We start from the raw sequence: 12,983 nt of genomic DNA on the forward strand, positions 1-12,983 counted from the left end.
TGCGATCGGGGGCCCTTCGCGTTTCTTCGCCGTTTTCCGTCCCGTCGAAAACCGGCGTTACTTGAGCTTGCCGGAGGCGCGCAGCAGGCGTCTCATGTTTTCCATATCCGACTTCAGTTCGGCGATCTCGCGCGCCTGGTCGGCCTGGCTCTCGGCGAGCTTGTGCTTGAGCGAGGCCACCTGGGCCTGCAGCTCGGCGTTCTCCTTCTGCATCACGTAGACGCTGCTGATCGGGCCCTTGCGGTAGCGTTCGGGGATCTGATCCTTGTCTTCTTTCCTGCCGATCTTCCAGGTCAGTCCGGCGTTGGCCATCGAATCGCCGTGGTGGGTGACGGACACTCCGGCGTGGACCATGAAGTCTTCTTTCAGGTAGTGCGCGAAGCCGAGGGCCAGCGCGTACTCGCCTCTGTACGCTCCGAAGCCGGCCATGATCTGGCTGGGTTCGACGGGGTCGTACTGCATGGGTTTCAGGCCGGCAAGCGCGGAGCCGAGCGCTCCGGTGGTCTTGATTTCGCCTCTCAGTTCGCCCATCTGGTTGTAGACGTCGCCGAATCTGTTGTAGATGTTGTTGAACTGTGTGTCTACGGCGCTGAGGGCGTCGCCGACGTTGTGGTAGGTGCCGCCGCGGATGATGTAGGTGGGTGCGGAGACCGTGCCGTCGACGTTGACCGTGGAGCCGCCGCCGAAGTGGTTGGATACGCTCGACGAGGCGCCCCAGAGCTGGGAGCCGTTGACGGCGTCGGCGCTGGTCTGGCTGACTTCGCCCTTGGCGACGTTGGCGATCTTTTTGTTTCCGGCGTCGATGCCGGCCTTGGTGACCGAGGGGCCGTTTTCAATGACGAGGCCGTTGTCGGTGATCGAGGTGTCGCCGGCCGTAAAGGTGTTTGCCGTGACGCTGTTGAAGTTCACGTCGGCTTTCGTGGCGATCGTGACGTTTTTGTCGGTGCGGGTGATGGTGATGTTGTCGCCGCTGGTGAACGTTACCGTGTCGTTGGGATTGACGGCGACTGCCGGCTGCGTGCCGGGCTTGGTATCGAGATTCCAGGAGCCGCCGCCGGCGCCGAGCAGGGCTTTGAGCTGGGCGACGTTGACGGCGTCGGTGTCGTTGACGCCGGCCGCGACGCCGGTGATCTGGCGGGTGACCGGCGTTCCTCCCGTGATTGTCACCGCGCCGACGGAAACGGCTGCGGCGGTGGATTTCCAGACGCCGGTCGTATCGTTGGCGTGGTCTGCCCCAGGGGTGGGATCGTAGCCGACGACGCCTTTGTCGACAGAGGCCTCTGAGCCGCTGCCGAGGGCCACGCCGCCGTCGACGGAAGCGTTGGCGTTATACCCAATGATGACGGCGTCCGACGCGGTCGTCTCCGTCGCGCCGTCCGCGGAGCCGATGACGACGTTGTGGCTCTTGCCGTACATGCCGCGCCTGTCGCCCAGCACGATGTTGAACTCGCCGTTTTTGACGGTGTTCCCCGAACCGATCACGGTAATGTGGCTGACGTTTTCGCCGGTGTTCTTGTAGCCGTCGAGCAGGTTGTACCTGCTGATAGCGTTGCTCGTGCCGGTCAGCGTGTTGTTCACGCCCATCAGCTGGGAGGCCTGCGCGTAATCCGCCGTATTGCCGCCTCCGACGGCAAGGACCGCGCCGCCGCCTTCCGAAGATTTTACCGCAGCGCGCAGGCTGTCGGCCAGCGCCTTGGCGGAATCTCCGCCGCTGGCCGGCATACCTGTGATAACCGCGACGGAGTTTTTGATCTCGTTGCCGGCGCCGAAAATCAGCGAGCCGTTGGAGTTGAACGTCCGGTTCGCCGTGCCGACGACGCTGTTGGCGACGCCGGAAAGAGGACTGGCAGCCGTCTCCGATTCAATGCTGTTCAAAGCGCCGTAGATGTTGGCGCCGAAATTCTTCGCCCTGCCCGTGCTGTAGCTTCCGGACGCGATCGAATACGCGCCGGTCACGGTGGAGAAAGCTCCCTCGTTATAGCTGTTCGTGCCGAGGGTAGTCGAGTTGATGTCCAGATTAAAGGTTTTGGTATCTGCGCTGTCGACTGTCACGTCTCCCAGCAGCCCCCGATAATTGTGGGTACCGACCATCAGGCTGCCGGTGCGGGCGTAGGAGTTCTGGCCTATCGCGATGCCCGTGGCGACTTTCGACGGATCGGCCGGCGTTCCGCCGCTGTAGTCGGTCTGTCCGAAGGCAAAGAGGCTTTCCCGCGAACCGTACATATTTTCGACGTGGCTCTTCTGCCCGATCGCGATGCCGCCGCTCTGGTTGACGTAATTTTCAACAAAAGACTGATCGCCGACGGCGATGTCGCCGCCACCGGCGGTAGGCCCGTTGCCGTGCCCCGTTTTCGCGCCGGTTCCGATGGCAAGCGAGGTGGAACGCTGGGAAACGCTGCCGTCGCCGATGGAAATACCAGCTCCATATTCGCCGCCCGCGCCGCTGCCGATCGAAACGGCGCCGGTTTCCTTCGCATAGGAACCATAGCCGATCGCCACGGATTTTTCAGCATCCTTGCCCGTCTTGGCGTTGATACCGGCTGCCAGCGAGTTGGCGCCTCCGGCGCCCGCCGTGGCCGTCATGGGGCCTTTGTTGGTGCCGACGGGAGCGACTCCCGCGCCGGGGTTGACGTGAAAGTACATGTCAGCGTTGGCCGCGCCGGCAGCCATGTCAGCGACCGCCTGCAGCTGACGCAGGTTCACCGCGTCAGTGGCTTCCGTGCCGTCGCCGACGTTGATGATCTGCCGCAGCTTACCATTGCCGCCCACCGAGACGGCGCCATAGGTTTTCCCTTTTAAATCGACTCCGCTGAAGGGAGCGATCTTAGACTCCGTGAAGCCGGCACGGTCGGCGACGCTTCGCGCTCCGAGGGCTACGCCGCGCTGAGCGGATACGTTTGTATAGAAGCCTACCGCGGTGCCTTCCATCTGCGCTTTTTCCTGATAAAGATACTCGCGGGCCAAGCCCAGAAGCATTGCTTTTTTCCGATCCTGCTCGTCTCCAACGCCGTCTACGAATTTTCCCAGTTCTGACGCGTATGTGGTCTCGATCTTGTTCTTGAAGTCGGCGTCCGTGTCAAGCTTGTTCTGCACAAATGCGTCGGTGATCTCCGGATCGGCGATCTTCGAATACGCACCCAAAGCGGTGCTGCCATAGCCGTTCGCAGTAGCGCTGCGTCCCAGCGCCGCGCCATTCCCCGCACTGAAAGAAATTCGTCCTACCGAAACACCTCCGTCATAACTTTCAATCGCCCCGTTCTTCAAATAGGGTGTCACCAGGCTGACAGCGTTAGCTCCCAGAGCGATTCCGGCCGGGCCGGTTGCCAATGTGCGAGTACCTACAGCGATACTTGAAGTTCCCAACGCCCTTGAGCTGGCTCCAGTGGCGTTGGCATGACTTCCCGCATAGCTGAGTTCCCCGATTGCTAGAGCTTTTTCTTTCGCCGCGTGGCTGACTAGACCGATGGCAATCGCGCTGTCGCCGGCGGCCCTTGCCTGCGAGCCAAGCGCTACGCTATTTTGTTCTAACGTCACGGCTCCCATCAAGGGAGTTCCTGAGGGAACAGCAACGGGTTGCAATAAAGAACCTACGCCGCCGATAGCAACGCCTGCATGTTTTTCAACAGAGCTTTGAGTACCGATAGCAATACCGTTGTTGCCCTCTGAGTGGGCTTGCCCACCAATAACCACGGTGTTTCCTGACTTCGCAACAGCTTGATGTCCAATGATGACCGAATCTTTGGGATCTGTGGTGTCAGTTTTCGCTTCGCTTCCGATCACTATGGCGTAACCTTCGCTAAGCGTATTTTTCCCGATGGCGATTGATTCGAATCCTTTTGCTTTTGCCTCAGTCCCGATGGCGATGGAATCATCAGCATACTGCTGGGGTAAAGAGAGTGTGGCGCTTCCCGTCTCCGCGCCCAATCCGAGGGCGATGGATCTTTTAGCTCTGGCAAGGGCGTTGGGGCCGATCGCCAGAGCTTTCTCGCCTTTGGCACCGTCGTTGTTCCAGTTGGTGCCCGGCGGCGACGCGCTGTCGTCCGCGTTGACCGAAAAATAGTGCAGATCGGGCAGCATCCCGACGGGCAGCCCGCTTTGGATGGGGACGTCAACCATGCCGATGGTGATATTCCCGGCGTCTATCTCCTGCGCCGTATCGGGCGTACCGTCGGCGTTGGCTTTGTACCACCTGCCGTTCGCCAGGACCACCCGCTCCCACGACGCCTTGTCCACGTAGGCCGTTCGGGTCTCGGAAGACGGCGGTGCCGCCATCACCGGTACGGGGCGCATCAGCATCAATCCCAGCGCCACGGCCGCCAGCGCGGCGTTTTTCAGAGCGGACGACGGATGCTTTTCATTGCATAAATCGCCCCCCTCGCGTCCGATGCTCGGGGCTGCGATGTCCATAAATTCTCGTGTTTCTCTCATTGACGTCACTCTCCTTCGTTTATGCACATAAAGTTTTTATAAAAAGATGTTTATTGTGTGACCATTCTAACAGATATTTTTTTATAAGCAATAAGATTCTTCAATTTCTTGTGCGTTCGTCTGTCGTCATGCGATACCTTCGCTGCGATTTTATACTTTTATTATTCGGCTCGCCGTTTCCCGGCCACGAATATACTCACTTATGATATAATTATTTTATAGAAAATGACTCCGCGTGTTTGGGAACGCTCAAACGCTCCCGTTCGGGCACAATCGAAGCGTCGGCCCGAGGGGCTCGTTCGAGGGCGCCGGTCGAGGCCTCTTCAAGAAAACGGTTTTGTCTGCATGATCGGGAGCATCCGCACCGGCGAAGTTCGTCACGCTTCGCGGGAACGGGTGCTTTTCTCTTTTCCGGAAGGCGCCGCGCCCGTTCCCGGCCGAGGGGACAGCGGCATTCCCGCAAGATTCACGGCATTTCGAAAAGGAACGAAAGGGGCGTTTTTGATGGATTTTTCGACGACGATCAAGAAGTTGGGCATCGAACAGGCTCTCAAGTACGTGTTCAGGGAGCCCGAGAAAAATCTCAGAAAGCTGATCGACTGGGCCGACCGGTTCGACCGCGGCGAGTTCGCGCCGCAGCGTCAGGCGGTCAGAGAGGCGATCGCCAATCCGCGGGATCCTTATTATCCGCTCGTCCGCCGGCTCCTGACGGACGTGGATGCCGACGTTCTGAAGACGCTGGCGGTGAATTTCTTCGTCAACGCCAACCTGAGCGGATGGCCTGTTCAGGAACGATGCCGCCGAAAGTACGGCTGCAATATTCCCTGGGCGATCCTGATGGATCCGACGTCGGCCTGCAACCTTCACTGCACGGGCTGTTGGGCGGCAGAATACGGCAACAGCCTGAACTTGAGCCTCGACGAGATCGATAGCGTCATCCGGCAGGGCAAGGAACTGGGCGTTTACATGTATATCTACACGGGCGGCGAACCGCTGGTGCGCAGGGACGACCTCGTCCGCCTCTGCGAACGGCACCCGGACTGCGTGTTCCTCTGCTTCACCAACGCCACGCTGATCGACGAGGCTTTCGCCGACGAGATGCGGCGCGTGAAGAATTTCGTCCCCGCCATCTCGCTGGAAGGCGGCGAAGAAGCGACCGACGGCCGGCGCGGCCGTGGCGTCTACCAAAAGGCGATGCGGGCGGTCGATCTTCTGCGCCGCAAGAAGCTGTTCTACGGGATCTCCACCTGTTACACGCGCGCCAACTACGAATCGGTCACCTCGGAAGCGTTTTACGACAGCCTGATCGCCATGGGCGCCTTCTTCGTCTGGTATTTCCATTACATGCCGGTCGGCAACGACGCCGTGCCGGAGCTGCTGCCGACGGCCGAGCAGCGCCGGGGGATCTACGAGCGCATCCGCCGCTACCGCCGCACCAAGCCGCTGTTCCCGATCGACTTCCAGAACGACGCCGAGTACGTGGGCGGCTGCATCGCCGGCGGACGCCGCTACCTGCACATCAACGCCAACGGCGACATCGACCCGTGCGTGTTCGTTCATTATTCCGACTCCAACATCCGCGAGAAGACGCTGCTGGAAGCGCTGCAGTCGCCGCTGCTGATGGCCTACCACAAAGGACAGCCGTTCAACGAGAACATGCTGCTGCCCTGTCCGATGCTGGAAAATCCGCAGAAACTCCGCGCCATGGTCTCGGCGACGGGAGCCCGTTCCACGGATCTGCAGTCGCCCGAATCGGCGGAACACCTGTGCGCCAAGTGCGACGAATACGCCCGCCTCTGGGCGCCCGTGGCGGACGGTTTATGGCAGCGCCGCCGCGCGGAAGAAAAAGAAAAGGTCGCCATCAGCGTCGAGAGCGGTTCGTAATGCCGTTTCTCGATCGCACGGCGCCTCTGTCGATAAGAGCCTGCCTCCCGTCTCGTTGGGCACGAGTCGGGAGGCAGGCCCTTTTTCGCGAAAGAATTTCGCCGCGTGGGCGCGCGTTCATTCTTTGCCGTTCCAGCAGTACGTGCAGAGCTTGCAGGCTTCGACGCCGACGGCGGCGGGCATGTCGTCGAGGCAGCGGTCGAGGGAGTCCTGAGCGACTGAACTCCCCCGCAGCGCCCAGAAAACTATGTTAATACTTTACTATCAAGAATTAGTATTACTCTTCGTAATGCCCCTTGCACGAGGCGATAAACAAAAATTCGTGTTCGTCGATTCGGTACACGAGGCGGTTCTTTTTGTCGATCTCGCGGCTCCAGCCGTTGATGTAGCGCAGCAGTTCAGGCTTGCCGATGCCCTTGGATACTCCGTTCCGTTCGATGTCCTTGATCAGCGCGTTGATTTTCTTGACGGCTTTCTTGTCTACGGATTGCCATTCAAGATATTCGTCCCATGCTATGTCCGACCAGCGCTTATTCATGCCGGCTAGTCCGTTTCGGTGAGTTCATGTTCCTGGCCGCCGCCGGCTTCCAGCTGTTTGAACGCGCGGTCGAGCTTGGCGACGTATTCGGCGTTGCGGAGACTCTTCATGAGCCGGTTATAGCTGTCGAGGCTCAGCAGTACGACGTTTTCTTCGTTTTTGCGGGTAATCACGACGACTTCGTCGTTGTTGACCGCGGCGTCGCAGTATTCTTTGAATTTTGTCCGCATGGTCGAATAATTTGCGGCTAGCATGTCAAACGCCCCTTTCATATTTATTTGCACACTGGTTTCCGTACAAAATATTGTACAGTATCCTGTACAATAAGTCGAGCGCGAAAAAACGAGACGATCTCTTGACAATCAAGAAAATGTTCGCTTTCCTTCCGACGCCGGCACGATGGGACGATCTTTCTGCAAGCGCGTCTTTTTTCCCGAACGGACATGCCCGCAAACGGACGTCATGTTTCCGCTATCCGCGTCCATTCGGTATGGCAAAACGGAGCCGGCCCGCTTTCCCTCAATGGAAAGCGGGCCGGCTCCGTTTTGTCTTTCATTCTCTTCCGTTCCAGCAGTACGTGCAGAGTTTGCAGGCTTCGACGCCGACGGCGGCGAGCATGTCGTCGAGGCGGTTGAACTTGAGCGAGGAAAATCCCATCTGGCGGCGGATGCCTTCCAGCATGGCGGCGTAGCGCTCCGACTCGGGATCGCAGTACTCTTCGAGGACGGCGCGCTCGGGTTCGTGCCCTTCGAGTTTGCTGACGATGCGGCGGGCGATCAGCTCCATGTCGGAATTGGAGCGCGAGAAGTTGATGTACTTGCAGCCGAACATGATCGGCGGGCAGGCGGGGCGGGCGTGAACTTCGCGCGCGCCGGTGCGGAACAGGAACTCGGTGGTCTTGCGCAGCTGCGTGCCGCGCACAATGGAGTCGTCGATGAGGAGCATGCGCTGCTTTTCGATCAGTTCATGAACGGGGATCAGCTTCATCTTGGCGATCATGTCGCGCTTGGACTGAACGGTGGGCATGAAGCTGCGCGGCCAGGTCGGCGTGTACTTGATCAGCGGGCGCGAGAAGGGCACGCCGGATTCGTTGGCGTAGCCGATGGCGTGAGCGATGCCGGAGTCGGGCACGCCGGCCACCGTGTCGATCCGCTCGCGGCTCATGCCGTCGCGCCGGGCCAGCATGCGGCCGCAGTTGTAGCGCATCTGCTCGACGGAGACGCCCTCGTAGTGCGAGGACGGATAACCGTAGTAGACCCACAGGAAGGTGCAGATGCGCATTTTTTCTCCCGGCGGCACGAGGGTGGTCACGCCTTCGGGAGTCATCAGGTCGATCTCGCCGGGGCCGAGCTCCTTGTAGTCGCGATAGCCGAGGTTGAGATAAGCGAAGGGCTCGAAGGAGGCGCAGAAACCCTCGTCCTTCAGGCCGATGGTCAGCGGCGTGCGGCCGAAGCGGTCGCGGGCGCAGTAAACGCCGTCGGCGGTCAGCACGAGCAGGGTCATGGAGCCGTCGATCATCTCCTGCGCGGAGCGGATGCCCTCGACGAGGCTGTCCTTCTGGTTGATGAGGGCGGCGACGAGCTCGGTGGAGTTGATGTCGCCGGAGGTCATTTCGAAGAAATGAATGCCGGTGTTCTTCATGATCACGTCGAGCAGATGGTCTTTGTTGTTGACCCTGCCGACGGTCGTGATCGCGTAGGTGCCGTGATGCGAACGCACCACCAGCGGCTGAGGATCGTAGTCGGAGATGCAGCCGATGCCCATGGTGCCCTGCATGGCGTTGGCCTCTTTCTCGAACTTGGTGCGGAAGGGGGAGTTTTCGATGTTGTGGATGGCGCGGTCGAACCCCTTTTTGCCGTAAACCGCCAGACCGGCGCGCCGCGTTCCCAGATGGGAATGGTAGTCCGTGCCGAAAAACAGATCGAAAACGCAGTCTTCCCTCAGCGCCGCCGCAAAAAAGCCGCCCATGATGTCTTCCCCCTGATCGCTTCGCGCTGTTCGCGAAAAAAATTCGACGCGGCTTTCTTCGGAAAACCGCGCTCCGCCGTGCAGAGATTTTACCAGAACATTTTAGCATAAAACAGGATATATTTCAGGAATGTGCCGCTGCAGATCGGCAACGGCAGTAAAAAATTCCGCTCCCAGCCCCGTTTTCGCCCCGCTAGAACGCCAGCTGCACGAGCAGCATGTAGCAGATCGTGCCGGCGGCGATGGAGAGGAGCATCTGCCGCTTCCACAAGTGCAGCCGCACGGTGACGGCGATCGAGATCAGCTCCGGCAGGCCGTGAGTGCCGCCGAGCAGACTGACGTTCTTCAGGCAGTAGACAACGAGCAGACCGAACACGGCGCCGGGCAGAGCCTTGCCCAGATAACGCACAAACGGCGGCGTTGGACGCGACGCAGAGAAGCTCACGAACGGCAGAAAACGCGTAATCATCGTGCCGAGAGCGCACATAGCGACGGTGATGATTTGCTGCGACAGAGTCATTCTTCATAGCCTCCTCGGCGGACGATGGGACGACGCCAGAGCGCCAGCAGGGCAAAAATGACGAGCATCGATGGAATCATAAAGGAATCCGGGCCGCAGCAGAACAGGCACACAATCGACGCGCCCAAGCCGATCAGCGCCGTCAGGTGGCTTTTTTCCTTGAGCCATTGCTCTACGAAGATGACGATAAACATGGCCGTCATCACGAATTCCAGCCCTTCGCTGTTGAAGCGTACCAACGAGCCGAGCGCGCCGCCGAGCGCCGAGCCGCTCACCCAGTAGGCGTAATTCAGCAGCGATACAAAGAGCATGAACCAGCCGCGATCGACGCCCGCCGGAACCGCAGCGGCGCAGTTGATGGAGAAGGACTCGTCGCACATGAGGAAGATCAGCAGCGGCTTCTTCCAGCTTAGGCCTTTGAACTTCTCCAGCATGGCCAGACCGTAGAAAAGATGCCGCGCCTGGATGATCAGCGCCATCGCCAGCGCCTGCAACGGCGCGAAAGGTGCCGTCAGCATGGAAACGGCGACGAATTCCAGCGAGCCGCCGAAGATCGTCATCGCCATCAGCAGCGGATACCAGAAGCTGAACCCCGACACGTTCATGTAAACGCCGTAGGTCAGGCCGAGGAACCAGAACCCCGCAAAAATCGGGATCGTAAAAGGGAAAGCCGCTCGCAAAGCGCGGCAGATGACCGCCTTCTCGTTCATAAAAACCCCCCGTTTCACCGTAAAATGATTGACAATTATAAGACGGCATCCCTATAATGAGAATGAAAAAATAACTTTCTTTGCGCAGGCAAAAGGCTCCCGTCCGCCGGCGCGGAAACCGTCTCCCTGCGATCACCCCGCCGCCGTGGCCCGTTATCTCGGACTTGTTTTCGTCAAAAAAGCGCGGGTTCTTCGCCCTTTAGAGCGCCGAAGGCGCGCCGAAAACCGCATGAAATCGCGTGCCGCATGCTTTTCGGCCGCGCCAGGGCGACATTTCCAATGATGCTTTCTCATCGAAAATCAGTATTCTAAAGGAGCGATGTCCCGTGAGCAACGAGATGGCTTTCTGCAAAACTTTTTCCGACGGTTCGCACGTCACCGTGCTGTGGAACGAGCGAGAAGGGATGCGCCTGAAAACGCCGGAAGACCTCTGGTCCCTGCCGCACGATCTGGCCTCGGAATTCCTCCGCCGCGTCGCCGAAGGGCGCCCCTCCGCCGCCGACCGCCAAATCCTGGAAGACTGCGCCGATACCGTCGAAACCGCACGGGGCGGCGCGAAAGCTCCCTGACGAACCCCGCCGGCCGAAAGGAGCGATTTTCATGATCGTGATCATGTCCGAACACGGCGTGTCCTTCACGCTCGACCAGTTCAACCGTTTGTCCCGCCCCATCGTCTCCGTGATGAGCGACCGAGGCGGAAACATCTGCACGTTCGTCGGCGAGGAGGACCGCCTGCTCGTCCGCCACGCCGACGGCTACTATGCCGACGAGTGGGGCTTCAAGTACGACGCGCTCCATTACGTCGAACTCGACGCGCAGGGACGCGAGATGAGCCGCCTTGCCGTGAACCGGGTCATTCCGGTGCGATAAGCGCCCCCGACGGAAAGCGCGCAAAAAGAGCCTTGTAAAGCCGTGCTCCGGGCTTTACGAGGCTCTTTCGTGTTCTTCGGGAGACATTTCCGGCGCCGCCAACCGAAAACAGGCACGCCGGCCTTATACTATTTCTTAATTAAAGAGACGAACGCAAGGGCGCTGCGGTCGAGGTAGTCCTAAGCGACTGAACTTCCCCCGCAGCGCCCCGCAAACTATATCAGTGCTTTCTATCAAGAAATAGCCTTAAACGATTTTCGCTACGTCGTCAAAGGCGCGTTTGGGCACGAAGTAGTCGCGTTTTTCGTCCACGAAGTATTTGACGCTGCCGTCGGCGCCGACGGGAACAAGCGTGCTTTTGTGCGCCGGATAGCCCAGCGCGACGACGAGAAATACGGTATCCTCCGCGGGCACGCCGAGCAGCGCGGCGATTTCGGCGCGGTTAATGGAGCCCATCAGACAGCTGCCGACGCCCGCCTCCCACGCCGTCGTGGCGATCGTGTTGGCGGCGATGCCCACATCCACGTCGGCGAACGCGCCCGAACCAGCCTTTTTGACGATGACGACAAAAGCCACAGGCTGTTCGCCCTCGGCCGGCGTACCGATCTCTTTGGGCAGATAGGCCGCCCATTTGACGAGCGGCTGCATTTTGGCCACCAGCGCGGCGCTCTGCACCGCGACGAAGCGCAGCGTTTGGGCGTTGGCCCCCGTGCTGGCGATGCGGGCGTTTTCCAGCATGGCGCGAAGCAGCCCGTCCGGCAGCGGCCGCTGTTCGAAGCGGCGGTACGTGCGGCAGCCCACATAAAGCTCGGAAAGTGTCATTCGGCATTCCTCCTTCGGGAATCGAAATTGCGTGCGTCTTTATTTTAGCAGTTTCAGGACAAAAGTGGAGCAAGAAACGAAACTGTTATTCATTTAATTGCATTCTTGACAAATATAATGAACCGAAGTATCATTCACGGTATCGAACATAAGTTTATTGTCATCTCATTTAACAACAAATAAGTTTATTCAGGAGGGGTTTATCATGAAAAAACGGCACATCGGCGCGATCGGACTGGCGGCCTCTTTGTTTTTTGCCGCGGCGGCCTGGTCGACGCCCGGCGCGATGACGAAGGAAACGCTGACGGTGGGCACGGAGAGCACGTTTCCGCCGTTCGAGTTCCGCGCGCCCGACGGTTCGCTGCAGGGCTACGACATCGACCTGATCGAAAGCATCGGCACAAAGCTGGGCAAGAAGATCGAATGGGTGGACATGGCTTTCGACGGCCTGCTGCCCGCGGTGATGACGCACAAGATCGACCTGATCGCCGCCTGTATGTCGGCCACGCCCGCGCGCCGGAAGAAGATCGCCTTCACCGGCGTGACCAATCATTCCGACTCGGCGTTTTTCGTCCTGCCCGGGCACGAAAAGGCCGCGGCGGCGGACTTTGCCGGCATGACCATCGCCACGCAGCTGGGCACGATCCAGGACGCTTACGCGCACACGATCCCGAACGCCGTCGTCAAGAACTACCAGAAAAGCGACGACTGTCTGCGCGAGGTGCTTTTCGGCCGCGCCGACGCCGCGCTGCTGGACGGCCCCGTGGGCTACAAGTACTGTCAGGCCAAAGATTTCGCCGGCAAGATCGCCGTCTGTGCCGTGACCAACGTGGCCACGGAATCGAAAGGCTCGGCCTTCGGCGCCGCCAAGGACGATCCGGAACTGCTGGCCGCCGTGGACAAGGCGCTGGAAGAGATGAAGCAGAACGGCGAGTTCCAGGCTCTGCGCGACAAATGGGGCCTCGACGACTGGAAGAAGAACGTCAAGTAACTCCGGTTCCTTTCCGACGCGAAGAAGAGCGCGCGGTATATGCCCGTCGTCAATGTTCCACGTGGAACATTCCGCACGCCGTTTCACGGCGCGCTCCGGCGCAGGCGCGCAAAGACCTTGCGGAGATCCAACCGCGCTGCCCGCGAGGCGCGGACGGCTGCCCCGCGACCGCGAACGGCTCTTCGCCTGCCTGACGGCCGCCGCGGCCAAGCTCGGCGGAGACGTTTTGGACAAGCCCGTCCGGCGCCGGAC

11 protein-coding genes are annotated in these 12,983 nt (G+C 59.9%); 4 read left to right on the forward strand and 7 right to left on the reverse strand.

Annotation, left to right across the window (positions count from 1 at the left end):
• Positions 1-57 precede the first annotated feature (57 nt).
• Positions 58-4,428 carry a YadA-like family protein gene (locus FYJ74_RS07390; protein ID WP_154528940.1) on the reverse strand — a complete coding sequence of 1,457 codons (4,371 nt, stop codon included), beginning with the start codon at positions 4,426-4,428 and terminating at the stop codon, positions 58-60.
• A gap of 504 nt (positions 4,429-4,932) precedes the next feature.
• Between FYJ74_RS07390 and FYJ74_RS07395 the strand changes: the two genes are divergently transcribed.
• Positions 4,933-6,312, forward strand: a complete 1,380-nt coding sequence (locus tag FYJ74_RS07395) for a radical SAM protein (RefSeq protein ID WP_154528941.1) — start codon at positions 4,933-4,935, stop codon at positions 6,310-6,312.
• Positions 6,313-6,589: 277 nt separating this feature from the next.
• Here FYJ74_RS07395 and FYJ74_RS07400 read toward each other — a convergent pair whose 3' ends face one another.
• From FYJ74_RS07400 to FYJ74_RS07420, 5 genes are all read right to left on the reverse strand, one after another.
• Positions 6,590-6,850, reverse strand: coding sequence for a Txe/YoeB family addiction module toxin (locus tag FYJ74_RS07400; RefSeq protein WP_120372626.1), 261 nt, complete (start codon positions 6,848-6,850; stop codon positions 6,590-6,592).
• A gap of 5 nt (positions 6,851-6,855) precedes the next feature.
• Positions 6,856-7,104, reverse strand: a complete 249-nt coding sequence (locus FYJ74_RS07405) for a type II toxin-antitoxin system Phd/YefM family antitoxin (RefSeq protein WP_154528942.1) — start codon at positions 7,102-7,104, stop codon at positions 6,856-6,858.
• 298 nt (positions 7,105-7,402) lie between these two features.
• Positions 7,403-8,818 (reverse strand): amidophosphoribosyltransferase, encoded by a 1,416-nt coding sequence (locus FYJ74_RS07410; RefSeq protein ID WP_154528943.1) that lies wholly within the window; start codon positions 8,816-8,818, stop codon positions 7,403-7,405.
• Between the two features lie 193 nt (positions 8,819-9,011).
• Complete coding sequence (locus FYJ74_RS07415) at positions 9,012-9,338, reverse strand: branched-chain amino acid transporter permease (protein WP_154528944.1); 327 nt, start codon at positions 9,336-9,338, stop codon at positions 9,012-9,014.
• Positions 9,335-10,048 (reverse strand): AzlC family ABC transporter permease, encoded by a 714-nt coding sequence (locus FYJ74_RS07420; protein ID WP_154528945.1) that lies wholly within the window; start codon positions 10,046-10,048, stop codon positions 9,335-9,337. The genes FYJ74_RS07415 and FYJ74_RS07420 overlap by 4 nt, the downstream gene beginning before the upstream one ends.
• 326 nt (positions 10,049-10,374) lie before the next feature.
• Between FYJ74_RS07420 and FYJ74_RS07425 the strand changes: the two genes are divergently transcribed.
• On the forward strand, positions 10,375-10,617 hold the full coding sequence (locus FYJ74_RS07425) for a hypothetical protein (protein WP_078015261.1): 243 nt from the start codon (positions 10,375-10,377) through the stop codon (positions 10,615-10,617).
• Positions 10,618-10,648: 31 nt separating this feature from the next.
• Positions 10,649-10,918, forward strand: a complete 270-nt coding sequence (locus tag FYJ74_RS07430; protein ID WP_078015260.1) for a hypothetical protein — start codon at positions 10,649-10,651, stop codon at positions 10,916-10,918.
• Positions 10,919-11,164: 246 nt separating this feature from the next.
• Here FYJ74_RS07430 and FYJ74_RS07435 read toward each other — a convergent pair whose 3' ends face one another.
• Entirely contained in the window at positions 11,165-11,740 is a 576-nt protein-coding gene (locus FYJ74_RS07435) for a nitroreductase family protein (RefSeq protein WP_078015259.1), read from the reverse strand.
• A 205-nt stretch (positions 11,741-11,945) separates the two neighbouring features.
• On the opposite strand from FYJ74_RS07435, the gene FYJ74_RS07440 reads away from it, so the two are divergent.
• Entirely contained in the window at positions 11,946-12,731 is a 786-nt protein-coding gene (locus tag FYJ74_RS07440) for a transporter substrate-binding domain-containing protein (RefSeq protein ID WP_154528946.1), read from the forward strand.
• Positions 12,732-12,983: the final 252 nt, after the last annotated feature.

This window comes from Pyramidobacter porci, from assembly GCF_009695745.1.
Lineage (GTDB): Bacteria > Synergistota > Synergistia > Synergistales > Dethiosulfovibrionaceae > Pyramidobacter > Pyramidobacter porci.